The following is a 24069-nucleotide window of genomic DNA, read 5'->3' on the forward strand; positions in this document are numbered from 1 at the left end:
GGTCCTCCGGTGCGCCTGATGATCGCCCTGATGCTGTGGCTCAGCCCGCTGCCGCCGGGGACGCAGCCGAGGTTCCCCGCGCCGCTCGACCTGTGCGCGATGGTCGACGCGGACCTGGTCAAGCGGCTCGTGCCCGGCGGCGGGAGCAGGCTGGAGGGACGGCACTGCGTCTGGACGAAGCCGGGCAGCGAGCTGGGGGTCAGGTGGATCAACGACGACGGGGAGCCCTGGGACTACACCTCCGCGCAGGCTCATGAGGAGTATCGCAGGAGCCTGGCCCGTGACCTCCGCCCGGACACGTCACCCCGTTCCCTGTGGGTCAACGGCGATTCCCGCGACCTGCTCGGCGGGCGGGCGCGGGTGGTGCGGGGCGTGGGGGACGAGGGCCATCTGCTGGACCACGTCGCGGCGGGCACGGAACGGGTGGAGCTCGTCAAGGTGGTATTCCGGGTCGGCAACCTGCTGGTGGAGGTCGAGCACTTCGGGCCGGCGCCGGGCGCCCGGCGGCTGCGTCAGGGGGCGGTGGCGGTGGCCCGCCGGATGGCGGACGCGCTGGTCCGGGCGAGCCCGGCCGATCCTGCTGCCGCTCCGGTCGCGCCCGGCACGTACGCGGAGCCGCCGATCGCGTGTGCCGTGCTCAGCCCCGCGCAGGTGCGGCAGCTCGTCGAGCCGTCGGCGTACGCGCGGACCGGGAACTCGGCGACCTGTTCGTGGGAGGAGCCGAACGAGTCCTCGGACCGGCGGCAGCTGAGGCTGGAGTTCTGGGCGCCGCGGCGCGGCCCGGCGGGTGACGGCGTCGCCCAGGCGAAGGAGATGTTCGCCGGATGGCGGGACGACGACACGCGGGCTCTGGACCTCGCGGACGAGGCGCTGGCGTTCCGCGAAGGGACGCCGCAGGTTCCCGGCCCGCCGGTGGTGGTCTTCAGGAAGGCGAACCTGCTCGGGTACGTGCGGGCGGGCGACGAGGCCAAGGCCGAGCGGGCCGCCCGGTGGATCGTGGAGGCGCTGTCGTGATCAGGGTCGTGCTGGCCGTACTCGTGCTGCTCACCGCAGCCGCCTGCTCGGCCGAGCCGGCGCCGCCTCGCCCGACCCGGGCGGCGAGCCCGCCGCCGTCGGGGCCCGGCAGGTTCACCGGGGTCGTCGACCCCTGCTCGCTGCTCACCGCCGAGCAGGTGGAGCAGCTCGTCACGCTCGCCGAGCAGAAGTACGACGAGGGCGGGTGCACCTGGACCACCCCCGGCCTGTCGCTGAAAGGGCAGGCGGTCCACGAGCTCAGCGTCGGCGTCCACCTGGCCGCGGACGTCGCGGCGGCACACGCCTTCTTCGTCAGGCCCCCGGACTCCGCCTTCCCCGCGATGGCGGTCAGGGATCGGCCCGAACCCCCCGTCGACGCGCAGGTGGGCGACGAGTCGTTCGTCCAGGCCCCGGCTCTGGGGAGGCACGCCACGGTCCTGGCCTTCCGGCTCGGCAACGCGGTGGTCAACATCAACTACGGCTGGCGGGCGAAGCCAGCTCCGCGGCATCAGGAGGGGGCGCTGAAGGCCGCGCGGTGGATCGCCGAGGCGATGGACCGGCCCGCCCCCGCCGTCGCGGACCCGGCGGACGGGCGGTTCGCGGTGGCGCCGTACGCCTGCTCGCTGCTGCCTGAAGGGGTTCCCGAGTCGGCGACCCAGTGCGGCGGGCTCAAGCTGCGGCTCGGGCGGGCATGGCAGGGGCGGAGCGGGATCGCCGTCGCCAAGGAGATCTTCGCCTACTACCGGAGAACGCAGTGGCCCGAGAAGCCGGTCAAGCCGGTGAAGGGCCTGGGGGACGAGGCGTTCGCGGAACGCGACGGGGCCCGGCTGACGGTGTGGGTGCGGGTGAGCAACCTCGTCCTGGAGATCCCGTTCACGAAGGAGGACGGCACTCTCACGCCGGAGATGCGGGACGAGGTCGCCAACGTGCTGAGCCGCCTGCCCGCCCGATAAAGCCGGCTGGTTGAGGGGCAACCGCAAGCCGGCCTGGGCGCGTACATGGGAGCTTTCTAATGCCCGTGCCATGTACTGGGTGTTACCTGAAAACTACCATCAGTGATGAACGATGGTCGTTCACGTACACACCCATGGAGGTTCAGTGCGTACATCTCCCCGCAAGCTCGCCGCAGTCGTCGTGGTCGCCGGTGGGCTGGTGCTGCCGGCGTCGGCCGCGCACGCGGTCGTCGACCCGAAAAAGATCTCGGTCCTGGATTCGGTCCAGCGGATCGATCCCGTGCTGATGGCCAACTGCACCACCGGGGGCGCCGCCGATCCGCTCGGAGCCGTGGTCATTCCGCCCGAAGTCCCGCTCGTGGGCTGCCTGACGCTCTGATCGTCCGCCTGGGCCCCTCGCGGTTGCCCGCGGGGGGCCGCTTCGCGTCCGGGGGCAATCTCGTTGATCGCTGATCGGGTGGAGCCTAGGATGACGACTGCTCCGGGAGGTGAGCCGACCACATGTCTCATGCGAAGACGTCCTTCGTCTGTCTCCCGTGCCGCGCCTCGTACAAGCAGCCCTATGCCGGCGGCTCCGAGCGGCGCTGCCCGCGCTGCGCGGGGGTGCTGATCCACGTGGGGACGGCGTTCGCGGCGCCGAGGCGTCGTGACGTCGCGGCGTGGCGGGTGCTGTCGGTGCTGCTGCACGCGGGCGTGCGCTTCCCTCGGAGCTGCTGTGGCGGGCCCGGTTACCGGCCGCGCACGCTCGGGGAGGTGAAGGCGCGGATGGTGTACGCGCGCCGCACCGGGGAGCCGTTCGCACAGGCGCTGGTGCGTCCCGACCTGCCATGAGCGCGCGTTACGACGACGTGCTCGGACCGCTGCGTGAGGCGTACGACCGCAGCGCGCGGCAGCGCGACGCGAGCGGCAAGGCGGCGTGGAAGCAGGCCGAGCGGGAGGCGTTCCTGGGCCGGCTGCCGGACGGCGGCAAGCTGCTGGAGATCGGCGCGGGCACCGGCCAGGACAGCGTCTACTTCCGTGACCACGGCCTGGACGTGGTGGCCGTCGACCTGTCGCCGGAGATGGTCGCGCGGTGCCGGGAGAAGGGGCTCGACGCCCGGGTCATGGACTTTCTGGGCCTGGACTTCGCGCCCGGCTCGTTCGACGCCGTCTACGCGCTCAACTGCCTGCTGCACGTGCCCGACCGCGACCTGCCCGCGGTGCTGGAGGCGATCCACCGGGTGATGCGGCCGGGCGGGCTGTTCTTTCTCGGCGTCTACGGCGGGGGCAGCCTGACCGGGGAGGGGGAGTTCGCGGACGACGAGCAGTGGCCGCCCCGGTTCTTCTCGTTCCGGAGCGACGAGGAGCTGGTGGAGCAGGCGAGCCGGGTCTTCGAGGTCGTGGACTTCCATGCCGTCGGTGCGGACCACTCCCGGTTCCAGTCGCTGACCTTGCGTGCGTGAAGACCCGGCCCGGCGTCAGCAGGCGCTGTGGAGGGCCACCGCGTCGATGCGCTTGCCGAAGTTGGTGTCGTACGCCTGCGCGTAGTCGCCGATGTTGACCTTGCGGAACTCGCGGGGGTCGTAGTCGATGAAGCAGCCCCGGACGTTGGCGTAGAAGGAGTAGACGTGGTCGTGGAGGTTGGGCGGCATGTCGCGGTAGCCGTTGGAGGGCATCCAGCGCCAGGGGGTGCCCCGGTAGTCGCGGTCGTGCCAGAAGCAGATCTCGCCGGCCGCGCACTGGGCCGCGGCGCGCTGGAGCGCCGCTGCCTGCTGGACGGCGGCGTTGGCGGGGGCGGCGACGCCGCTGGCGGGCAGCGCGACGGCGGCGCAGAGCGCGACGGCGGCGGCTCGCTTGGTGAATGCCTTCATCAGAGACCCTTTCGGTCCGGGGACGACCTCTAGCACCCTCAGTAAGGCAGTGATTACTAATCGTAGTCAAGTCCCGTCCGTGGACGGAGGGCTGTCGGCGTGTAAGGCTGGCGTGACATGAGGTACGTCTTAGCGGCCCTGGGACTCCTGCTGACGGTCGCCTGCGGGCCGGGTGAGGCCGCGGCGCCTCCGGTCAACGCCGACGACGTGATGTTCGTGCAGATGATGGTGCAGCACCACCGGCAGGGCATCGAGATCGCCAAGGTCGGCGCCGACAGGGCGACCACGCCGGAGCTGAGGACGCTGACCGAGGCCATCGCCGCCACGCAGCAGAGCGAGGTCGAGATGATGCTGCGGTGGCTGCACGCCTGGGGGCAGCCGCTGACGCCGCCCGACGGGGCGCACGACCATCACGGCGGGCTGCCGGAGACCGAGCAGAAGAAGATCGACGCGCTCCGGAAGGCGAAGGATCCGGAGCCGGAGCTGATGGCGCTGCTGATCGCGCATCAGGGCGACGCGGCGCGGATGGCCGGGACCGAGGTGCTCGACGGCGCCAATCCCGAGGTCATGCGGTGGGCGGCGCAGGTGCAGGCGTCACGCAGGGAGCAGATCGAGCAGTTGCGCAAGCTGCTCGAACGCTGAGAACCGGAAAAGTCGGCACTCCGTCATAGACGCCGTCCCGGATAAGTGATTAGATCACTTGATATGTCCGAGGTAGCACGGCCCACCCTCTCCGACGCTCTCACCGAGCGCATGCTGGAGCTCATCCACGCGGGCGGGCACCGGCCGGGTGACCGGCTGCCATCCACCAGGGAGCTCTCCCAGCGCTTCGCCGTCACCACCCCGACGCTGCGCGAGGCGCTGCGCAGGCTGGAGGCCACCGGGGCCATCGAGCTGCGGCACGGCTCCGGCATCTACGTCGGGGCGGCGATCGAGCGGCTCGTGCTGCCCAACCCCAACATGCGCGAGATGCACGGCGCCCAGCTCCTCGACCTGCTGGACGCCCGGATCGTCATCGAGCCGCCGCTGGCGGCGATGGCGGCCGAACGCGGCTCGCCCGAGGAACTGGCCGCGCTCAAGCGGGTGCTCGCCGCCGCCGGCGACCACCTGCGCGGCCAGGACGCCGAGCTGCACGACGCCAACATGACCTTCCACCGGGCCGCCGCCCGGATGGCGGGCAACAGCGTGCTGCACGAGGTCGTGGACTCGCTGCTCACGATCCACGGGCCGGAGCAGCGCCAGATCCTGCAGATCTTCGACGACCGCCGCCGCGACTACGACGAGCACCTGTCGATCCTGGAGGCCATCGAGGCGGGCGACGCCGCGCTGGCCGGGGAGCGCATGCGGGCCCATCTGGTGGACGTGAAGACGGTCATCGAGCAGCGGTTGCACAACCCCCCCAAATGATCAAGGAGGCCGGGAACATGGTCCGGTCACGAGTGGCCACGCTCGGCGTGGCGGCCGTCCTTCTCGCCGCCTGTGGCGGGAACGGCGCCGAGACGGCGCAGAAGAAGACAGAGCTCACCCTCTACAACGACAAGGGCGCGTGGAGCAAGTACTTCGAGGAGATGGGCGCTGCGTCCAAGCAGAGCATCGGCCTGTCCATGAAGCCCACCGGCTACACCGACTCCGCGCAGTATCAGGCGTTCATCAAGGCCTCGTTCCGCACGAACGTCAAGCCTGACCTCTTCACCTGGCAGACCGGGGGGATGCTGCAGGAGATCGTCAAGCAGAAGCAGGTGGCCGACACCACGGCCGTCTGGCAGGAGGCCATCAAGGCCGGCGACCTGTCGCAGGACCTGGCGCCCTACTACACGATCGACGGCAAGCAGTACTGCGTGCCGATGAACGTCGCGTACTGGGGCATGTTCTACAACAAGAAGATCTTCGACGAGCACGACCTGAAGCCCCCGGCCACCTGGGAGGACCTGGTCAAGATCGCCGAGACGCTGAAGCAGCACGACGTGAAGGCGTTCTACCACACCAGCGTGCTGTTCTCGTTCGTCTGGTTCGAGCAGATCATGGCCGGGATGGACCCCGACCTGTACGACCGGCTGTCCACGGGTCAGGCGAAGTACACCGATCCGGGCGTGGTCGCGGTGATGGAGAAGTGGAAAGAGCTCATCGACGCCGGATATTTCATGAATCCGGGCGATAAAACGGACCCCGGCGACGTGCTGAAGACCGGCAAGGCCGCGATGGTCTCGTTCGGCACCTGGTTCAACACCAGCATGACCCAGCGCGACATGAAAGCCGGCGCCGACTACGGCTTCTTCGTCATCCCCAACGTGAACGCGAGCCTGCCCAAGACCTCGATGATCTTCGAGAGCGGCCCGCTCTGCTCCCTCGCCAAGGCCGCCGACCCCGACGCGAGCATGAAGTACCTCAAGTGGTGGACCACCGCCGAAGCCCAGAAGAAGTGGGCCGGCATCCGTGGCGACGTGAGCGCCAACCCCAAGGTCACCATCGAGGACGAGGCGCTCGGCCAGGTCACCAAGGACGCGGGCAGCGGCGAGTACCGCCTGGTCAACCGCTACTTCGAGGCCACCCCGCCGCCCATCCTGACAGCCGCCCTGGACGGTTTCAGCAAGTTCGTCACCGAACCCGGGACGTACATGGAGGTGCTGGAGACGATCCAGAAGGAGGCCGACGAGTACTGGAGCACGCATCAGTGACGCGCGCCCCGATCCTCGGCAGGTTCAGGCACGGGTACGTCGCCCCCGCCGCGCTGCTCGTCGCCGGGCTGCTCTACGCGCCGTTCGTGTGGACCGCGTACCTGAGCCTGACCCGGTACGACGGGCTGGCGCCGCCCGAATGGGCGGGCCTGGCCAACTTCGCCAAGCTCTTCGACGACCCCGTGCTGCTGTCCTCGGCCGGCAACACGCTGATCTGGGTCGTCGGCACGATGGCGCTGCCCGTGGGCCTCGGCCTGCTGGTGGCGGTGCTGTCCTACGACATCAGGGGCGGCGCCTGGTACCGGGTGCCGTTCATGCTCCCGTACGCGCTCAGCGGCGCCGGGCTGGCCATGGTGTGGAGCCCGGTGCTGTCGCACGGCGGCGTCGCCAATCTGCTCCTCGGCGTCGACACCGCGTTCCTGCAGAAGGCGCCGCACAACACGATCGCGATGCTGCTCGTGTGGACGTGGCAGCAGCTCGGCGTCAACACGCTGCTGTTCGTGGTCGGGCTGCAGTCGATCCCGAAGGGGCCGATCGAGGCGGCCCGGCTCGACGGGGCGTCCGGCTGGCGGCTGTTCCGCCACGTCATCTGGCCGCTGATGCGGCCGCTCACCGCGGTCGTGGTGGGGCTGGCGCTGGTGGCGAGCCTGAAGACGTTCGACATCGTCTGGGTCCTGACGCAGGGCGGCCCGGGGCGCAACTCCGAGACGCTCGCCGTGACCATGTACAAGGAGACGTTCGTGGCCGGCGACTACGGTTACGGCTCCACGGTCGCGGTGGCGCTCACCGTGGTCGCGGGGCTGGCCTCCTACCTCTACCTGAAGCGGCAGGTGCGATGATCCGGCGCGCGGTCCTCGTCGTGCTCGGGCTGATCTGGCTCGGGCCCACCTACCTGCTCATCGTCAACGCCTCCAGACCGGCCGAGTCGTACGACCCGGCGCGGGCCTGGGCGCCGCCGGGCGACTTCGCGCTGCTGGACAACTTCGCCCGCGCGCTGGAGGGCGCCGACCTGGGCCCCAGTCTGGCCAGCACCGCCCTCTACAGCGTCGTGTCGCCCGCGCTCGGCGTGCTCATCGGCGCGCTGGCCGGCTACACGATCGTGGTGCTGCGGTTGCGGCACGGCTTCTGGTGGTTCCTGCTGCTGTTCGGCGGCACCGTCTTCCCGTCGCAGATGCTGCTCGTGCCGCTGTTCGTCGGCTACAGCGACGCCGGGCTGTACGACAGCCGCCTCGGCATGATCCTGATCTACACGGCGATCAACGTGCCGCTGGCCGCGTTCGTGCTGCGCAACTTCTACAGCGGGGTGGCGTTCTCGATCTTCGAGGCCGCCCGCATGGACGGGGCCTCCACCTGGCGCGTCTTCTGGCGGATCTACCTGCCGCTGGCCACCAGCGCGCTGGCCGCCGTGTTCATCCTGGAGTTCACCTTCATCTGGAACGACCTGATCTTCGGCCTGACGCTGACGCAGACCGCCGAGGTGCGGCCCGTCATGACCGCGCTCGCCGGCCTGATGACCGACGTGTACGCCGGGACGCCCGTCCCGGTCGGCCTGGCGGCGGGCCTGGTCGTGTCGCTGCCCACGGTCGTGCTGTTCCTCGCCACCCAGCGCCTCTTCGCACGGGGCCTGTCTCTAGGGAGTGTTTGATGACGAGCCGGTTGCTGCAGCGCAGCCTCGGATCCCCGGACTACGACGGGATCAGGCAGGCGCTGCGCGACGACACCTCGACGCCGGTGATCAGCGTGCGCGGGCTGGAGGTGCGGGTGGCGGTGCTGCCGCTGTTCACCCACGACGGCCGGCAGGCGGTGCGGGTGTCGAGCACGCGGGCGCTCACGCACGTGCTGGTGGGCGTCGACAGCGCCTCAGGGACCGACGTGACGCTGCTGGTGCCGGAGGTGAGCGCGCCGCGCGCGTTGACGCTGGAGTGCCGCGACGACGCCGGCGTGGTCGGCACCGCGCAGATCACGGTCGGGCCGCAGCGCAAGTGGAACGTGTTCGTCGTGCACCACTCGCACCTGGACATCGGCTACACCGACCCGCAGGGCACGGTGCTGCGCCACCACCTGGACTACCTGGACGCGGCCGTCCGGCTGGGCGAGGAGACCGCCTCCTGGCCCGACGACGCGAAGTTCCGCTGGTCGGTCGAGTCGTCCATGCCCGCGCTGAAGTGGCTGGAGGCCCGGCCCGCCGAGCAGGTCGAGAAGTTCGCCGCGCTGGCCCGCGCCGGGATCATCGAGGTCACGGCGCTGCCGTTCCAGCTCCACACCGAGGCGTGCTCGACCGAGGAGCTCTACCGGCAGCTCCGCTTCACCGGCGAGCTGCGGCAGGCGTACGGCATCCCGGCGCGCTCGGCCATGCACACCGACGTGCCGGGCGCGGTCGTCGGGCTGATCGACGCGCTGAACGCGGCCGGCGTGCGCTACCTGGCCGCCGCGCACAACTGGGCCGGGCGCTCGGTGCCGTACCTGCACGGCGGCGACAAGCTGACCAGGCCGTTCCGGTGGCGGGCGCCGAGCGGGAACGAACTGCTCGTGTGGTTCACCGACACGCCCCACGGCATGGCGTACATGGAGGGCAACACGGTCGGGCTGACCGACTCCTACGAGCTGGCCGACGACCTGCTGCCGCGCTACCTGGCCGCGCTCGCCTCGCGCGGCTACCCGTACGGGCCGGGCACGTTCGGGTGGCAGGGGCCGGACGCGCCGCGCGAGCCGTACGAGCTGGACGTGCTGCACCTGCGGGTGCAGGGCGCGCACGCCGACAACGCCGGGCCGTCGATCGTGCCCGCGTCGATCGCGCGGCGCTGGAACGAGCAGTGGGCCTGGCCGCGGCTGCGCTCGGCGGCCAACAGCGACTTCTTCGACCACGTGGCCGAGCGCTACCACGACCGGCTGGCCGTGCACGAGGGCGACTGGACCGACTGGTGGGCTGACGGGCTCGGGTCGGGGGCGCGCCCGCTCGGGTACGTGCGGCGGGCGCAGTCGGCGTTGCGGACGGCCGAGACGCTGCACACGCTGGCCGGGGTCGACGCGGGGGAGCGGATCGGGCTCGCCTACGACAAGGTGGCGCTGTTCAACGAGCACACCTGGGGCGCGGCCAACCCGTGGGAGGACGCCGAGGAGGCGGGCGACTCGGGCGGGCTGCAGTGGACGCGCAAGTCGTCGGGCGCCTACGACGCGCAGGACGACGCGGCGGACCTGCTCCAGGCGGGCGTGCGCAGGTTCGCGGCGGCGCTGTCGGCCGAGGGCTCGGGCGGCGCGGCGCTGGCGGCGTTCGCGGTGTTCAACCCGGGGACGGCGACGCGGACGGACGTGGTGCGGACGTTCCTGCCCAGGGACGTGGTGCCGGTGGACGTGCCGATCGCGCTGGTGGACGCGCGCACCGGGGAGACGGTGCCGCACCACGAGGAGTACGTCGATCCGGCGGACTGGCCGACGCGGCCGATCGGGCGGCACATCCACGCCGTCGTGCCGGATGTTTCGGGATTCGGGTACGTACGGCTCGACGTCGTGCGCGGCGAGCGGCAGGCCCCCGAGCCCGTCGCCCTCGACCCCGGCGGCGTCATCGAGAACGAGTTCTACCGGGTCGCCTACGACGTCCGCGAAGGCTACATCGGCTCGGTGTTCGACAAGGTCGCCGGCCGCGAGCTGGTCAACCAGGACGCCGCCGCCGGATTCGGCCAGTACGTCTACGACCGCTACGCCACCGCCCCGCACTTCAACCACCTGTCCGGGCACGTCGGCGCGCACGACCGCACCCTGCTCGGCGACCGCGCCATCGCGGGCAACGCCACGATCGTCAAGGCCGAGCGCACCGCCGTCGGCGAGAAGCTGGTCGTCGAGCTGCGCGGCAAAGGCGTCGACTGGCTGCGCACCACCGTCGAGCTGCACCACGGCGTCGCCCGCCTCGACCTGACCTACCAGCTCGCCAAGCAGGGCACCCCGGCCAAGGAGGCGGTGTTCCTGGCCTTCCCGCTGGCCACCGGGCAGCCCACGGCCTGGGAGCTGACCGGCGGCGTCGGCGGGCCTGACGTGCCGCGCGTGCCCGGCTCGGCCGAGTACATGCTGCCGATCCGGCACTGGATCGCCTTCGAGGACCCGGAGCTGACCGTCGCCTGGGCCACCCTGGAAGCGCCGCTGGTGCAGCTCGGCACCATCCACATGCCGTACGCGCCGTTCCCCCCGACGCTCGACCAGGAGGACGGCACGGTCTACTCGTGGGCGCTCAACAACATCTGGGACACCAACTTCCCGGCGCAACAGCAGGGCGAGACCACGTTCCGCTACGCCGTCAGGTCCGAGGCGGGCGCCCCGGGCAGGCGGCTCGGCGCGCTGGCCGCCACCGGGCTGACCGACCCGTTCGTGGGCGCGCTGCTCACCGGGCCTGCCGGCGAGGCGGCCAGGACGTACGTGTCGGCCGACCACCCGGACGTGCTGGTGACCTCGCTGGGCAGGGACGGGGAGTCCACGCTGGTACGGCTGCAGTCGCTGGCCCCCGAGCCCGTCGAGGTGACGGTCACCCTGCCGGGCCTGCGCCGCGCGAGCGTGAGCGCCGGTCTGGGCCACGACGTGCGGCCTGCCGGGGTTGACGGGGAATCGGTCAAGGTACGGCTCCCGGCCTGCGGGGTCGCCGTCGTCTGGGGGGACCTGTGAAGATCGTTGACATCCGGGCCACGACGGTCGCCGTGCCTTTGGAGGCGCCGCTGCGGCACAGCAACGGCGCGCACTGGGGCCGGTTCGTCCGCACGATCGTCGAGGTCGAGGCCGACAACGGGCTCGTCGGCCTGGGCGAGATGGGCGGCGGCGGCGAGAGCGCCGAGGCGGCGTTCCGCGCGCTCGTGCCCTACCTGAAGGACCACGACCCGTTCCAGCTCGAAGCGCTCCGCTTCAAGATCGCGAACCCGACGGCCTCGCTCTACAACAACCGGACGCAGCTCCTGGCCGCCGTCGAGTTCGCCTGCCTCGACCTGATCGGGCAGCACCTCGGCGTGCCGGTGTGCGACCTGCTGGGCGGCCGGGTGCGCGACGCCGTCCCGTTCGCCTCCTACCTGTTCTACCGCTACGCCGCCGACGGCTACGCCGAGGTGCGCACGCCGGACCAGCTCGTCGAGCAGACCCGCGCGCTCAAGGCGGCCCACGGGTTCACCGTCCACAAGCTCAAGGGCGGCGTGTTCCCGCCGGACTACGAGCTGGAGTGCTACCGGGCGCTGGCCGAGGCGTTCCCCGGCGACCGGTTCCGCTACGACCCGAACGCGGTGCTGTCGATGGCCGAGGCCGTCCGGTTCGGCCGGGCCATCGAGCACCTGGACAACGACTACCTGGAGGACCCGGTCTTCGGGCTGGAAGGGCTGCGGCTGGTCCGCGAGCAGGTCAGGGTGCCGATCGCGACCAACACCGTGGTGGTCAACTTCGAGCAGCTCGCCGCGAACGTGCTGCGCCGGGGCGCCGACGTGGTGCTGCTGGACACCACGTTCTGGGGCGGCATCAGGCCGTGCGTCAAGGCGGCGGGGGTGTGCGAGACGTTCCAGGTGGACGTGGCCGTGCACTCCTCCGGCGAGCTGGGCATCCAGCTCGCGACCATGCTGCACCTCGGCGCGGTGCTGCCCAACCTGACGTACGCGGCCGACGCCCACTACCACCAGCTACGGGACGACGTGATCGAGGGCGGCCGGATGGCGTACGCGGAGGGCGCCATCGCGGTGCCGCAGGGGCCCGGGCTGGGCGTGCGGCTGGACCGGGAGCGGGTGGCCCGCTACGCCGAGCTCTACCGGGAGACCGGCGGCTACCCGTACGACCGCGACCCGGGCCGGCCCGGCTGGTTCGCCCGGGTGCCGAACGAGCGCTTCGCCGACCCCTCCGTGTCGGTCGAGGTCGCCGTCTGACGGTCGAGCGGGGCGGTCACTTGAGCAGGGCGGTCGCCCGGTCGAGCCGCCGGCCCAGGTTGTCGCGGAAGGCGGCGAAGCGGCGGTCGTTGTCGCGCACGACGGCCCGCTGCAGGTCGGCGTCGGCCGCGTACCAGGCGGCGACCAGGCCGGAGGACCACTTGCAGGCCACGTCCGCGCTCGCGGTCTGCTTCTCCTCGTCGCTGACCTCGGGCTTGTCCAGGTTCCAGCGCCGGTCGGCGATGGCGGCCTCCGGCGACGGGTAGGGGTGGCCGGCCCGTTCCATGCACGCCTTCCAGCGGTCGACGGCCTGCGACACGGCGGGCTCCCTGGCGGCCTGCTCCAGAGTGAGCGAGTCCTGGAGGGCCAGCCATGACCAGTCGGCCTTGGGGGTGTCGCGGCTGAGCTGGGCGTCGGCCCGGTCGAGGCAGCCCTGGCGGCCGTTGAGCTGCCTGCGCGCGGCCTTGGTCAGCTTGGCCGTCCACGGCTTGGCGGGCGAGCCGCCGGCCAGGTGGTAGCCGTGCTCGGCGGCCTGGCGCGGGTCGGCGACGCCGTAGCGGCGGGTGTTGCCGGGGTCGGCCGCCGCGATGGCCTCCTCGTCCTCGGCGGGCGGGTTCACGGTGACGCCGTGGCGGCGCATGCACCGGACGACCAGCAGGTTGTGCGCGTTGGCCAGGACCGCCCGCTGGCCCGGGGTGGGCTTGTAGGCGTCGAACGGCAGCACCAGGTCGGCCACCGAGGTGACGCCGGGCGGTGGCTCCGGGGTGGCGCAGCCGGTCAGGAGGAGGGCGGCGAGGAGTAGGGGCACGCGGCGCCCGGTTTCCGGAAAAATCCGGAAACCGGCGCTGCTTCGGCTCAGTGACACCGGAAAGCTCAGCGGCACCAGATGTCGACCGAGCTGGCGCGGTTGTTGCCGACCGCGTTGTTGGCCAGGAAGCCGTCGTTGGAGTTGTGCAGGAACGTGCTGTGCGCACCCGTGTAGTACGCGTGCTGCCACAGGGTCACCGGGCAGCCGACGCGGTTGCGGACCGAGCTGGTCTCGTTGTCCATGCTGTGCCAGGAGTTGCTGTAGTCCCAGGTCAGCCAGTTGTTGTCGGCGAAGTTGGCGTCGTCGTGGACGAAGTCGCGCCAGTGGTCGACCTGCCCGCGGTTGTAGTCGAAGCCCGCGTACAGGCAGAGCCTGCCGCCGTAGCAGGTGGAGCGGGGGCTCGCCGAGGCGGTGGCCGCGGGGGCGACGACGGTGAGCAGAGCCGCGGCGGCGACGGCGCCGGCGAAACGCTTGGACAGCCTCACAGGGGTCTCCTTGATCGGGGTGAGTCCTTCGGAACACCCGTAACCTAGCGTGAGGCTTCGCGTGCGCTGTGTTATCGACGCGCGTCCGAGGGTAAAAGTGAGCGGCGCCGCTATTCCGGCAGCGCGGCCGGGTTCCTGGCCAGCAGCCCGCCGTCCACCCGGTGCTCCGCGCCGGTGATGAACGACGAACGCGGCCCGGCCAGGAACGCCACCAGCTCGGCGACCTCCTCGGCCCTGGCCACCCGGCCGAGCGGGTGCGCCCGGCCCCACTCGGCGACCTGATCCTCCTGCGAAAGGCCGCCGCGCCACAGGTCAGCCGCCCAGCGCAGCATCGGCGTGTCGACCGACCCCGGGCAGACCACGTTGACGCGGATGCCGTCGGCGGCGTGGTCGAGCGCCATCGCCCTGGTCAGCCCGTTGAGCGCCGACTTGCTCGCGGTGTAGGCGGCCACCTGCGCCTGCGAGGCGAACGCCTGCACCGACGACATCACCACGATCGACCCGCCGCCGCGCGCCTTCAGCCGGGGCACGGCCGCCTTGCAGGTCAGGAAGACGCCCTTGAGGTTGACATCCATCACCTCGTCCCAGACGTCCTCCGGCGTGTCGACCACCGTGCCGTAACGCTGCACGCCCGCGCACGTCACCACGACGTCCAGGCCGCCGTGCCTGGCCACGGCCAGGTCCACCAGATCGCGCATGTCGCCCGCCCGGCGCACGTCCGCGACCACGCCCGTGACCTGCTCGCTCTCGAACGCCGACTCCGCGTCGGCCCCGCAGAACACCACCGACGCGCCGCCGTCGGCCAGCCGGTCCACGACCGCCCGCCCGATGCCCGTCGAACCGCCGGTGACCAGCGCCACCTTCCCGTCGAACTCCCTCACGCAAGCACCTCCGCGCGCCACTTCAGCGTCTTGGTCTCGTACGGCTCCAGGACGAGCGCGGTGCCGTTGGCCACGGCCGCCGCCAGCCCGTCGGTCGGCAGGCCGGCGAACGGCTCCAGGCCCAGCACGCAGGCCCGGCCCCACCAGGGGTAGTCCGCGCTCGCGCCGAGCTCCTGCCACATCCACAGACACGGCAGCAGCGTGGCGTCCCATGAGACCCGGATGCCGGGCCCGGCCCCGAGCTCGTACCATCCGTCGTCGCCGAACCCGGTCAGGTAGACGATGTCGCTCGGCCCGCCGGGCGCGGGCACGACGCTCAGGTCGGTGGTGCCGCCGCCGTCGGCGGGGACCACCGGCCACTCCCACGGCCCGCCCGCGCGCACCCGCCGCCCGAGCGGGTTGATCGGCGTGTCGTGCGGGATCACGCGCACCCCCTCCGGCAGCCGGATCCGGGCGCCCGCCCTGAGGAACGGCGCCCCGTACACGAGGTGCTGTCCCCACATCGCGTGCAGCGCCACGCCGGACTCGTTCGCCGCCCGCCCCTCGACCTCCAGCGCGGCCCTGCCTGACCGCAGCCGCATCGTCCGCTCCATCCGGTACGGCAGCCGCCTGGTGCGCACGGTCAGGCGGATCGCGACCTCCTGCTCGGAGTCGGCCACGACCTCGCAGCGCCACGGCAGGCCGGAGACCTCGCCGTGCTGGGCCAGCCGGGCGCCCCGGTACGTGCTGGGCGCGCCGCCGTTGGGGAACGCCTCCTGCCAGCCGCCCTCGTAGTGGTCGGCGAACGGGGCCACGTCGTCGGCGGCGCCCTGGAGGTGCCCGCGCGGGTCGCGCAGGCCCTGCGGCGACAGCCAGACGAAGTCGGTGTCGGTCGGCTTGTGCAGGAACTCGACCACGTCGCCGCCCTTGCCGGGCAGCACGGTCACGCGCAGCAGCTCGTTCTCCAGCGTGACGCAGTCGATGCCGTCGAGCGTGCCCTGGCGCAGCCGCGCCGCCCAGTTGCGCATCAGCCGAACTTCACGTTGAGGAAGCGCGGCCGGTAGATGGACACGTCGCGGTAGTGGTCGGTGTTGACGAAGCTGTTGACGTTGTAGGAGACCACCAGGCCGTCTCCCTCGATGGCGGGGTGCGCATGGGCGTTGTAGGTGAAGATGTTGCCGTTCGTCTCGGGGGTCGTGTAGACGACCTGCTTGCCGGTGAACGGGCCGGTCGGGGAGCAGGACGCGTACGCGACGATCTTGGCGCTGAGCGCCTCGGTCGTGTCATGAGTTATCAGGACATAGCCGTTGCCGACCTTGCTGACGCTGTACTCGTTCGCCACGCCCGCCATCAGCCTGGCCGAATCCGCCTCGTCCCTCGACCAGGAGCCGCCGGCCGTGCGGAACTCCCACTCGCCGAGCAGGCTCTGCCCCTTCACCCTGGCCAGGTGCATGTACTTGGTGCCGCCCAGGTCCTCCACGCCGTAGACGTAGGTGTGGCCGCCGTCCTTCAGGATCGCCGAGGCCCACGCCACGCCGTGCCCGGACGGCAGGTCGTGCACGCTGACCGGGCGCTCCAACCGGCCCTGCGGGAAGCGCGCCACCACGTTGCGGTGCCAGCGCCAGTCCCACGCGCCGGGGCCGAAGCGCTCGTACTCCTGGTAGGTCACCTCCAGCAGGCCGCCCGCGAGCGTTGCGTCACCGGCCCAGAACCAGTGGTCGCCGTCGCGGGGCTTCATCACGGCGGTGGGCGCGGCCGCCGTGCCGTCGTGGATGGTGCGCAGCCTGCCGTCGCGCTCGACGGCGAAGGAGTTGTTGAGGAAGACCGTCGTGCCGCCCTCCTCCACGACCGGCGGGCGGCTGCCGTCGGGGTTGACCCGGCCCAGGAACGTGTCGGAGAACACCCACACCTCCCTGCCGTTCGGCAGCCGCACCGAGTAGGTGCCGTCGGCGCCGGTCCAGTCGTCCAGGCGGCTGTTGTCGTTGCCGTAGTTGGTGAACAGGCTGGTCAGCCGCTGGTCGATCGTCGTCCCCCGGAACGCGGGGGCGCACGGGGAGGGCGTGGCCGGCTGCTCGGGAACGGCGGCGGCCGTCGACGGCACCGGCTTCGGCGGCGCCGCCACGGCCTGCTGCGGCGCGACCGCCAGGGCCGTCACGGCGACGAGGGACAGGAGGGCAGATCTGGCTGAACGCAGTCGCGCCATCGCACACGTCCTTGGGGGTGGGGGCTCCCGTACAGTTCTAGTGATTAGATCACTTGTTGTCTAGGCCCGGCTAGGCTCCTGGCAGATCCCCGACCGTGCCGGAGCCGCGATGTCCCGCACCACCGCCGTCCTCCGCAGTGCCGCCGTGCTCGCCGCCGCCGTCCCGACCCTGCTGGGCAGCCTGAAGCCGCTGCCGGAGTCGTTCGGCTGGTTCGCCTACGCGCCCCTCACCCCGGCGCTCGCCGGCGAGCAGGTGCGACCCTGGGTCGCTCCGGCACTGCCGCTGGCGCTGGCGCTGCTGGCGCTCTGGGCGCCCCGGCTGCTGCGCCCCGCCGGTCTCGTCCTCGTCGTCGCGGCCCTCGCCGCCAGGCTGGGCCTTCCGCGCGGGCCGTTCGAGGACGACGCCGTCCACTGGGCGTCGGCGGGCGCGCTGGCGCTCGCGGCGCTGCTGCTCCTGGCCGCCCGGGGCGCGCCGCCTGACCGCCAGGCCGTCCTGCCCGCGCTCGCGTGGACGGGTGCGCTGCTGATCCTGCTGGTCCGGCCGGTCGCCGCCGGGACGACACCGCTCGGGCTGCAGACTCTTCTGGCCGCCGAGGCCACGCCGCTGGTCGTGGTCGCCTGGCTGGCCACGGTGGCGGTTCCCCGTAAGGAAGACGGCGGGGTTCCGCAATGGTCGCGGGGCAGGGGGCGTCCCTAGCTTTCTGTACGTGTCAGTAAATTTCGTCATCGCGCTCTGTCTCGCCCTTTCGCCCGTGTCGCCGCCCGGTCAGGTCACGCCGGCGGCCGTGGACGCGTTCGTGACGCGCTACCAGGAGGCGACGGGGCTGCCCGGCGTCGCCGTCGCCGTCACCAGGGGCGAGCGGGTCGTGCACGCCGCCGGGTACGGCCGGACCGCGGCCGGCGAGCCGGTCACGGCCGACACCCCGATGGCCGTCGCGTCGGTCAGCAAGTCGTTCACCTCGCTGGCCGTGATGCAGCTCGTCGAACAGGGCCGGGTCGAGCTCGACAGGCCGGTGCGCGGCTATCTGCCCGAGTTCGCGATGGCTGACCCGAGGGCGGCGAAAATCACCGTCAGGCAGTTGCTCGACCAGACGTCGGGCATGGCCGACTCGGCCTTCCGGGAGAAGAGCCTGCCGCAGCCCGGCACGCTGGAGGGCGCCGTGGCGCGGCTCAGGACGGCCCGCCTCGCCGCCGAGCCGGGCACGCGCTACAGCTACCACAACACCAACTACCAGGTCGCCGCCCGGCTCGTCGAGGTGGTCAGCGGTCGGCCGTTCGCCGGTTACCTGCGCGAGCGGGTGTTCGAGCCGCTCGGCATGCGCAACAGCACGACCATCGACACCGACCGCGACCTGCCCGGCAGCGCCCGCGGTCACCTGATGGTCCTCGGCCGGGCGGTCCCGGCGCCGGAGCCGGCCGGGTTCGGCAACGGCTCGGGCGGCGTCCTCAGCACCGCCGCCGACATGGCCCGCTGGCTGATCGCGCAGCAGGGCGGCATCCTGTCGCCCGGGAGCGTCAAGGAGATGCGCACCCCCTCCCGCCTGAACGACTCGTACGCGCTCGGCTGGTCGCTCGGCCGGACCGGGCGCGGCACGCCCGTCCTCGAGCACGGCGGCGACCTGTTCACCTCGACGGCCCACCAGCTCCTCATGCCCGGCTCCGGCTACGGCGTCGCGGTCATGGCCAACACCGGCATGGCCTTCGGCGACGCCCGCGCGCTCCTGGACGGGCTCGTCGCCCTCGTCGAGGGAGGCACGCCCGAGGTCCCCCCGATGTCGCCGACCCTGGTCACGGACGCGCTCTTCCTGCTGGCCGGCGCGGGGGCCGGGGCCCTGGCGGCGCGGGGCGTGGCGCGCTCCCGCCGCTGGGCGGCGCGGCGCAGGGGACGGCAGCGGTGGCGGCTGCTGCCCTACCTGGCGCCGATCGCGCTGTGCGCGGCGCTGGCCCCGATCTTCCGGGTGCTGGCCCGGGGCGCCGACATCATGTGGATCCAGGTGGCCTACCTCTACCCGGCGTTCACGCTCTGCCTGGTGATCACCGCGATCGGCTGCGCGGTGGTCGTGGCCGCCCGGCTGGTCAGCGCGGTACGGCTCCGGGGGCGGGGAAATAGGGATGACCGGTGCTGAAACCGGCGTGTAACCTGCGCGGGGATCCGTAGGAGGGGAAATGCCATGGGACACGTCGAGGTCGGCCACCTGACGTATGTGCTGCCCGACGGGCGGCCGCTGCTCAACGACGTGTCCTTCCGGATCGGCGAGGGGGTCAAGGCCGCGCTCGTCGGGCCCAACGGGGCGGGCAAGACCACGCTCATGCGCCTGGTCGCGGGGGACCTGCAGCCGGTCGAGGGGAGCGTCGCCAGCTCCGGCGGGCTCGGGGTGATGCGGCAGTTCGTGGGCAGCGTGCGTGACGGCAGCACGGTGCACGACCTGCTGCTGAGCGTGGCCCCGCCGGCGGTGCGGGAGGCGGCCGCGCGGCTGGAGAAGGCCGAGCTGGTCATGATGGAGCGCGACGACGAGAAGGCGCAGCTCCGCTACGCCCAGGCGATCAGCGACTACACCGACGCCGGTGGTTACGAGATCGAGGTGCTCTGGGACACGTGCACGGTGGCCGCGCTCGGCGCGCCGTACGACAACGTGAAATATCGCGACGTGTCCACCCTGTCCGGCGGCGAGCAGAAGCGGCTCGTCCTGGAGGCGCTGCTGCGCGGCCCCGACCAGACGCTGCTGCTCGACGAGCCCGACAACTACCTCGACGTGCCGGGCAAGGAGTGGCTGGAGGCCCAGCTCCGCGAGACGCCCAAGACCGTGCTGCTGGTCAGCCACGACCGGCAGCTGCTCGCCAACGCGGCCGACCGGATCGTCACCGTCGAGTCGGGCAACATCTGGATCCACGGCGGCGGCTTCGGCACCTACGCCGAGGCCCGCAGGGCTCGCAACGAGCGCCTCGACGAGCTGCGCCGCCGCTGGGACGAGGAGCACGCCAAGCTCAAGGCCCTGGTCAACATGCTGAAGAACAAGGCGCGCTACAACGACGGCATGGCCGCCCCCTACCACGCGGCCCAGACGCGGCTGCGCAGGTTCGAGGAGGCGGGGCCGCCCGAGCAGGCGCCCAGCGACCAGAACATCAGCATGCGCCTGCGGGGCGGCCGCACCGGCAAGCGCGCGGTCATCTGCGAGCGGCTGGAGCTGACCGGCCTGATGCGGCCGTTCGACCTGGAGATCTGGTACGGCGAGCGGGTCGCGGTGCTCGGCTCCAACGGCTCGGGCAAGTCCCACTTCCTGCGCCTGATCGCCGGCGAGCAGGTCGCCCACACGGGCGTCGCCAGGCTCGGCGCCCGCGTGGTGCCCGGCCACTTCGCCCAGACGCACGCCAGGCCCGACCTGCTCGGCCGCACCCCCGTCGAGATCGTGATGACCGAGCACGCCAAGCTCAAGAACGAGGCCATGAAGGCGCTGGCCCGCTACGAGCTGGCCGGGCTGGTCGCCGAGCAGCGCTTCGACACGCTGTCCGGCGGCCAGCAGGCCCGGCTGCAGATCCTGCTGCTGGAGCTGTCCGGCGCCACGCTGCTGCTGCTCGACGAGCCGACCGACAACCTCGACCTGGCCAGCGCCGAGGCGCTGCAGGACGGCCTGAACGCCTTCGACGGCACGGTGCTGGCGGTCACCCACGACCGCTGGTTCGCCGCGGATTTCGACCGTTACCTGGTGTTCGGGTCCGACGGGGTGGTGTACGAGGCGCCGGAGCCGGTCTGGGATGAAAAGCGGGTCGTACGGGCGCGTTAAAGCTTTGGTACGGCAGGCGCGTGTCCCGGACCTGCCGTACCCATGAACGGGTTATCACGGCAAAGTGATCCCGCGTAGCCGAACCGTCAGCCTCCTCGCACTCGGGGCGATCTGCCTCACCGGGTGCTCGTCGGAGGAACGTCCGCAACAGCAGCTCAAGCCGCTCACGCTCAAGGAGCAGGCGTCGAACGTGGTCAAGTCCGCCGGCGGCTACACCGTCAACTGGGCGGGCGTGCTGACCAATCGCAACCCGTGGCACTTCGGCGAGCACGTGGTGGCCACGGTCGTCGGCAAGGACGCCGCCGGGCGCGAGGTGGTGCGGATGGACCAGCCGCTGGACGCGGTGCCGCCGGGCGGCTCGCTGGTGTTCACCGGCGAGGCCGGGGCGTCGGAGAAGCCGGTCAAGGTGAGCATCGACTACCGGCCCGCCCAGTGGCGGATGGCGGCCAGGATCGCCTCGGCGTTCCGGCCGTTCCCGGTGTCGCGGGTGCAGACGCTGCGCCAGAAGGACGGCTCGTACCTGATCACCGGGTACGTGTCGAACCCGTACCAGGTGCCGGCGGGCAGCCTGGTGGTGAACGCGCTGCTGCGGGACAAGGCGGGCAAGCTGCTCGGCGGCGGGAGCACGTTCGTGGACGACGTGAAGGCGGGCAGCCCGCCGCGCTTCATCCTGACGATCACCGGGCTCCCGCAGGGCAGCGCCGTGGGGCGGACCGAGGTGACGGCCCGCACGTGGGGCTCGACCGGCAGGCCGTACGAGGATCTGGCGCTCGGCGGGATCGTGCCGATGCACACGGTCAAGCCGACCACGGAGCCGTTCCAGATCGACCGGGGCAGCCAGGCGTTGAAAGCCCGGGTGCAATAGCCCAATTAATGCGATAAATCGTAAAAGCGGCTGGCGACAACCTATGTTTATCCCGCGGAATCGGTAGAACTACAAGTTACCAATCCATTACCTTCGGTTACATGAGTGACCGTGACCTGGTCGAGGCCCTGCGCTCCGGTGACCCGGGCGCCGTGGCCGTCCTGTACGACACCTACGCCGAAGGCATCTACCGCTACTGCTGGACCCTTCTGCGCAATACCGACAGCGCCCAGGTCGCGCTCCGCGACGCCCTGATCGCCGCCGAGGCGCACGCCGCCGCGCTGTCCGACCCCGACCTGCTGCGGCCCTGGCTCTACGCGCTGGCCCGCGGCGAGTGCCTGCGCAGGCGCATGGCCGACCTGCCCGACGCCGGCGAGACGCTGGCCGAGGCGCCCGAGATCACCGACCCCGACGACGCCGACCTGCGGGTCGTGGCCTGGAACGCCGTCCAGAGCCTGCCCACGGCCGACCGCGAGACGCTGGAGCTGAACGCCCGGCACGGGCTGCCGATGCCGCACGTCGCCGCCGTGCTCGGCGTCACCGCCCGCCAGGCCGAGACGGCCCACGAAGCCGCCCGCGACCGGCTGCGCGACGCCATCACCGTGGAGTTCCTGGCCAGGAAGGGCCCCTACGACTGCCCGCGCCGGGCCCGCATCCTCACCGGCTTCGCCGGCGAGCTGACCGCCGGCATGCGCGAGCAGCTCGTCGCCCACGTGGCCCGCTGCGAGACCTGCGCCCCGCACCGCAACCGCCAGGTGTCGGCCGCCAAGGTCTACGAGCTGCTGCCGCAGATCACGCTGCCCGACGTGCTCAGGGTCCGGGTGCTGAGCTGCTTCGTCGACCCCGAGCTGCACCTCTACCGGCGCTATGTGGCCAGGCGCTCGGAGGCGCTGGACGCCGCCGGGTTTCCCGTTGCCGTCGAGCGGGGGCCGCGCAAGTGGCCTCGGGCGCTGGCAGGCGCGCTGGCGGCGGTCGCGACCCTGGTGGCGATAGCGACGATCTTCGACTACTTCGGCAAGGAGGTCGGCGGGCTGCCCGGCGTCGCCTCCGTCGCGTTCCCGCCGCAGGGCGAGCCGCCCGGCCTCACCCTGCCCTGGTCCGACCGGCGGCAGGTGCCCGGCAGCGTGGAGGTCGACAGCACGGCCACCCGCCCGCTCGGCGTGACCCCCGCGACGGCCGGGCAGCAGACGCCCAGCCCGCAGCCGCCCGTCTTCACCCCGATCGGCGGCGACCCCGAGCCCGTGCCGAGCACTCCGCCGCCGACCGGCCCCGACCTCGGCGACCCCACGCTCGACCCGGTCCACCCCGTCGACCCGGTGACCCCGCCGCCCGGCAAGCCGCGCCCCTCCGGCAAGCCGCCGGTGATGCCGTCACCGCAGCCCGACCCCACCCCGGCGCCCACGCCGACGACGCCCACGCCGTCGCCCAAACCGTCCCCGAAGCCGACGGCGAAACCGACGGGCAAGCCGACCAGCACCGCCACGCCGCCCGCCACGGCGACCCCCACCGAGTCGGTATCACCCTCTGTAACGAGCTGAGAGTGTGGCATTCGTTACTGTTGGGAAGTGTGTGCATAGAGTGACCGCAGGGGGATTCTATGCACGTCAGAGCCGGATTCCTGGTCGCCACCCTGGTCGTCGCGCTGTGCCCGCCGGTTCACGCCGAACCGGGGCCGCGTGACGTCGCCAGAGCGCGGCAGGCCGTACGGGATCGTGCGAAGGAGCTCGGCACGGCAAGCGCCGAGCTGGCCGAGGCGCAGGGGCGGCTCGACCGGCTCGCGGTCGAGGCCGAGCGGCTGGTGGAGGCGTACAACGGGGAGGTGGTCCGGCTCCGCCAGGCCGAGCAGGCGCACCTGGAGGCCGCCGAGCGGCAGAGCGCCGCGACCACGGAGGTCGAGCGGGCCCGGCAGGCGGTGGCGATGCTTGCCGCCCAGAGCTACGGCGGGCTGCCGCTGCCCGCCGAATACCTCGGCATGCTCAACGACCGCGGCGACCACGACGGCTACCTGCACCGGGCCGGGCTGCTGCGGCAGCTCGGCGGCGAGCGCGGCCTGCTGCTCACCCGGCTGCGCGACGCCGAGGAGGTCGCCGAGATCCTGACCACGCACGCCGCGAGCGTGCACGCCGCCCAGCAGTACGCCGCCGAGGCGGCCGAACGCGCCAAGATCGCCGCCCGGGAGGCGGTCGCCCGGCAGCGGCGCGAGACCAAGGAGCTCAGAGCCAGGCGCGACGAGCTGCAACGGCTCGTCGACGCCGCCCGCACCCGCGCCGAACTGCTCGCCAGGCGGCGGCAGACCCGCATCGGGCACGTGCCGCTCTCCAGCGGCTCCTCGATGGGCGACGTGGCCGCCAACTGGGCGCTGACCCAGCTCGGCAAGCCCTACCTGTGGGCCGCCGACGGGCCCGCCAGCTACGACTGCTCCGGCCTGACCATGCGGGCCTGGGAGCGGGCCGGCGTGCGGCTCGACCACTGGACGGGCACCCAGTGGACGTCCGGGCCGCACGTGCCGCTCGACCAGCTGCGCCGCGGCGACCTGCTGTTCTTCGGCTACGACAAGAACGACCCGTCGACCATCCACCACGTGGGGATGTACGTCGCGCCGGGGCTCATGGTGCACGCCCCGCAGACCGGCGACGTCGTGCGGATCGCGTCGATGTGGCGAGGGGACCTGGTGGGCGCCACCAGGCCCCGCTGA

General features: G+C 72.0%; 24 protein-coding genes. 18 read left to right on the forward strand and 6 right to left on the reverse strand.

Features of this window, described 5'->3' with window-relative positions; all coding sequences use genetic code 11:
* Positions 1-9: 9 nt before the first annotated feature.
* From KME80_RS06190 to KME80_RS06210, 5 genes are all read left to right on the forward strand, one after another.
* Positions 10-1014, forward strand: a complete 1005-nt coding sequence (locus KME80_RS06190) for a hypothetical protein (RefSeq protein ID WP_219501294.1) — start codon at positions 10-12, stop codon at positions 1012-1014.
* Positions 1011-1967, forward strand: a complete 957-nt coding sequence (locus KME80_RS06195) for a DUF3558 domain-containing protein (RefSeq protein ID WP_219501296.1) — start codon at positions 1011-1013, stop codon at positions 1965-1967. Before KME80_RS06190 ends, KME80_RS06195 begins: the two co-directional genes overlap by 4 nt.
* Before the next feature lie 145 nt (positions 1968-2112).
* The gene (locus tag KME80_RS06200) at positions 2113-2346 is read left to right on the forward strand and encodes a hypothetical protein (protein WP_219501299.1); all 234 of its coding nucleotides are present in this window, start codon (positions 2113-2115) and stop codon (positions 2344-2346) included.
* 122 nt (positions 2347-2468) lie between these two features.
* Complete coding sequence (locus KME80_RS06205) at positions 2469-2798, forward strand: hypothetical protein (protein ID WP_246644216.1); 330 nt, start codon at positions 2469-2471, stop codon at positions 2796-2798.
* Entirely contained in the window at positions 2795-3409 is a 615-nt protein-coding gene (locus tag KME80_RS06210) for a class I SAM-dependent methyltransferase (protein WP_219501302.1), read from the forward strand. Before KME80_RS06205 ends, KME80_RS06210 begins: the two co-directional genes overlap by 4 nt.
* A gap of 15 nt (positions 3410-3424) precedes the next feature.
* Here KME80_RS06210 and KME80_RS06215 read toward each other — a convergent pair whose 3' ends face one another.
* Positions 3425-3817: a peptidase inhibitor family I36 protein gene (locus tag KME80_RS06215; RefSeq protein WP_219501304.1), complete on the reverse strand. Its 393-nt coding sequence runs from the start codon at positions 3815-3817 to the stop codon at positions 3425-3427.
* A gap of 117 nt (positions 3818-3934) precedes the next feature.
* Here KME80_RS06215 and KME80_RS06220 point away from each other — a divergent pair, with 117 nt between their 5' ends.
* From KME80_RS06220 to KME80_RS06250, 7 genes are all read left to right on the forward strand, one after another.
* The gene (locus KME80_RS06220) at positions 3935-4459 is read left to right on the forward strand and encodes a DUF305 domain-containing protein (protein WP_219501306.1); all 525 of its coding nucleotides are present in this window, start codon (positions 3935-3937) and stop codon (positions 4457-4459) included.
* 63 nt (positions 4460-4522) lie between these two features.
* Positions 4523-5224, forward strand: a complete 702-nt coding sequence (locus KME80_RS06225; protein ID WP_219501308.1) for a FadR/GntR family transcriptional regulator — start codon at positions 4523-4525, stop codon at positions 5222-5224.
* Between the two features lie 17 nt (positions 5225-5241).
* Positions 5242-6492 (forward strand): ABC transporter substrate-binding protein, encoded by a 1251-nt coding sequence (locus KME80_RS06230; protein ID WP_219501310.1) that lies wholly within the window; start codon positions 5242-5244, stop codon positions 6490-6492.
* Entirely contained in the window at positions 6489-7331 is an 843-nt protein-coding gene (locus tag KME80_RS06235; RefSeq protein ID WP_308125629.1) for a carbohydrate ABC transporter permease, read from the forward strand. The genes KME80_RS06230 and KME80_RS06235 overlap by 4 nt, the downstream gene beginning before the upstream one ends.
* Entirely contained in the window at positions 7328-8137 is an 810-nt protein-coding gene (locus tag KME80_RS06240; RefSeq protein ID WP_219501312.1) for a carbohydrate ABC transporter permease, read from the forward strand. The genes KME80_RS06235 and KME80_RS06240 overlap by 4 nt, the downstream gene beginning before the upstream one ends.
* The gene (locus KME80_RS06245; protein WP_219501321.1) at positions 8137-11142 is read left to right on the forward strand and encodes a glycoside hydrolase family 38 N-terminal domain-containing protein; all 3006 of its coding nucleotides are present in this window, start codon (positions 8137-8139) and stop codon (positions 11140-11142) included. The genes KME80_RS06240 and KME80_RS06245 overlap by 1 nt, the downstream gene beginning before the upstream one ends.
* A complete protein-coding gene (locus tag KME80_RS06250; RefSeq protein WP_219501322.1) occupies positions 11139-12371 on the forward strand; it encodes an enolase C-terminal domain-like protein in 1233 nt (410 codons plus the stop codon). Before KME80_RS06245 ends, KME80_RS06250 begins: the two co-directional genes overlap by 4 nt.
* A 16-nt stretch (positions 12372-12387) precedes the next feature.
* Here the strand turns inward: KME80_RS06250 and KME80_RS06255 are convergent, their stop codons facing one another.
* From KME80_RS06255 to KME80_RS06275, 5 genes are all read right to left on the reverse strand, one after another.
* Positions 12388-13179, reverse strand: a complete 792-nt coding sequence (locus KME80_RS06255; protein WP_219501325.1) for a hypothetical protein — start codon at positions 13177-13179, stop codon at positions 12388-12390.
* 65 nt (positions 13180-13244) lie between these two features.
* Positions 13245-13664: a peptidase inhibitor family I36 protein gene (locus KME80_RS06260; RefSeq protein ID WP_219501326.1), complete on the reverse strand. Its 420-nt coding sequence runs from the start codon at positions 13662-13664 to the stop codon at positions 13245-13247.
* 110 nt (positions 13665-13774) lie between these two features.
* Positions 13775-14545, reverse strand: coding sequence for an SDR family NAD(P)-dependent oxidoreductase (locus KME80_RS06265; RefSeq protein WP_219501335.1), 771 nt, complete (start codon positions 14543-14545; stop codon positions 13775-13777).
* Positions 14542-15552 (reverse strand): DUF4432 family protein, encoded by a 1011-nt coding sequence (locus KME80_RS06270; RefSeq protein ID WP_246644218.1) that lies wholly within the window; start codon positions 15550-15552, stop codon positions 14542-14544. Before KME80_RS06270 ends, KME80_RS06265 begins: the two co-directional genes overlap by 4 nt.
* On the reverse strand, positions 15552-16727 hold the full coding sequence (locus KME80_RS06275) for a DUF5005 domain-containing protein (protein WP_219501344.1): 1176 nt from the start codon (positions 16725-16727) through the stop codon (positions 15552-15554). Before KME80_RS06275 ends, KME80_RS06270 begins: the two co-directional genes overlap by 1 nt.
* Positions 16728-16836: 109 nt before the next feature.
* On the opposite strand from KME80_RS06275, the gene KME80_RS06280 reads away from it, so the two are divergent.
* The 6 genes from KME80_RS06280 to KME80_RS06305 all read left to right on the forward strand — a co-directional run bounded on the left by KME80_RS06280 (position 16837) and on the right by KME80_RS06305 (position 24069).
* The gene (locus KME80_RS06280) at positions 16837-17424 is read left to right on the forward strand and encodes a hypothetical protein (protein ID WP_219501345.1); all 588 of its coding nucleotides are present in this window, start codon (positions 16837-16839) and stop codon (positions 17422-17424) included.
* Between the two features lie 10 nt (positions 17425-17434).
* Positions 17435-18853, forward strand: a complete 1419-nt coding sequence (locus KME80_RS06285) for a serine hydrolase domain-containing protein (protein WP_308125630.1) — start codon at positions 17435-17437, stop codon at positions 18851-18853.
* A 45-nt stretch (positions 18854-18898) separates the two neighbouring features.
* Positions 18899-20509 carry an ABC-F family ATP-binding cassette domain-containing protein gene (locus KME80_RS06290; protein ID WP_219501347.1) on the forward strand — a complete coding sequence of 537 codons (1611 nt, stop codon included), beginning with the start codon at positions 18899-18901 and terminating at the stop codon, positions 20507-20509.
* A 64-nt stretch (positions 20510-20573) separates the two neighbouring features.
* A complete protein-coding gene (locus KME80_RS06295) occupies positions 20574-21374 on the forward strand; it encodes a hypothetical protein (RefSeq protein ID WP_219501350.1) in 801 nt (266 codons plus the stop codon).
* Positions 21375-21475: 101 nt separating this feature from the next.
* Positions 21476-22912: an RNA polymerase sigma factor gene (locus KME80_RS06300; protein ID WP_219501352.1), complete on the forward strand. Its 1437-nt coding sequence runs from the start codon at positions 21476-21478 to the stop codon at positions 22910-22912.
* 59 nt (positions 22913-22971) lie between these two features.
* The gene (locus KME80_RS06305) at positions 22972-24069 is read left to right on the forward strand and encodes a C40 family peptidase (protein ID WP_219501354.1); all 1098 of its coding nucleotides are present in this window, start codon (positions 22972-22974) and stop codon (positions 24067-24069) included.

It is taken from the genome of Nonomuraea ceibae, from assembly GCF_019396325.1.
Taxonomy (GTDB): domain Bacteria; phylum Actinomycetota; class Actinomycetes; order Streptosporangiales; family Streptosporangiaceae; genus Nonomuraea; species Nonomuraea ceibae.

Bases quoted from the DNA above. Each gene is read 5' to 3' on its own strand.
- KME80_RS06305 (WP_219501354.1), top strand. From the start codon at position 22,972: ATGCACGTCAGAGCCGGATTCCTGGTCGCCACCCTGGTCGTCGCGCTG.
- KME80_RS06245 (WP_219501321.1), top strand. From the start codon at position 8,137: ATGACGAGCCGGTTGCTGCAGCGCAGCCTCGGATCCCCGGACTACGAC.
- KME80_RS06280 (WP_219501345.1), top strand. From the start codon at position 16,837: ATGTCCCGCACCACCGCCGTCCTCCGCAGTGCCGCCGTGCTCGCCGCC.
- KME80_RS06220 (WP_219501306.1), top strand. From the start codon at position 3,935: ATGAGGTACGTCTTAGCGGCCCTGGGACTCCTGCTGACGGTCGCCTGC.
- KME80_RS06300 (WP_219501352.1), top strand. From the start codon at position 21,476: ATGAGTGACCGTGACCTGGTCGAGGCCCTGCGCTCCGGTGACCCGGGC.
- KME80_RS06230 (WP_219501310.1), top strand. From the start codon at position 5,242: ATGGTCCGGTCACGAGTGGCCACGCTCGGCGTGGCGGCCGTCCTTCTC.
- KME80_RS06290 (WP_219501347.1), top strand. From the start codon at position 18,899: ATGGGACACGTCGAGGTCGGCCACCTGACGTATGTGCTGCCCGACGGG.
- KME80_RS06215 (WP_219501304.1), bottom strand. From the start codon at position 3,817: ATGAAGGCATTCACCAAGCGAGCCGCCGCCGTCGCGCTCTGCGCCGCC.
- KME80_RS06240 (WP_219501312.1), top strand. From the start codon at position 7,328: ATGATCCGGCGCGCGGTCCTCGTCGTGCTCGGGCTGATCTGGCTCGGG.
- KME80_RS06275 (WP_219501344.1), bottom strand. From the start codon at position 16,727: ATGGCGCGACTGCGTTCAGCCAGATCTGCCCTCCTGTCCCTCGTCGCC.
- KME80_RS06270 (WP_246644218.1), bottom strand. From the start codon at position 15,552: ATGCGCAACTGGGCGGCGCGGCTGCGCCAGGGCACGCTCGACGGCATC.
- KME80_RS06205 (WP_246644216.1), top strand. From the start codon at position 2,469: ATGTCTCATGCGAAGACGTCCTTCGTCTGTCTCCCGTGCCGCGCCTCG.
- KME80_RS06210 (WP_219501302.1), top strand. From the start codon at position 2,795: ATGAGCGCGCGTTACGACGACGTGCTCGGACCGCTGCGTGAGGCGTAC.
- KME80_RS06225 (WP_219501308.1), top strand. From the start codon at position 4,523: ATGTCCGAGGTAGCACGGCCCACCCTCTCCGACGCTCTCACCGAGCGC.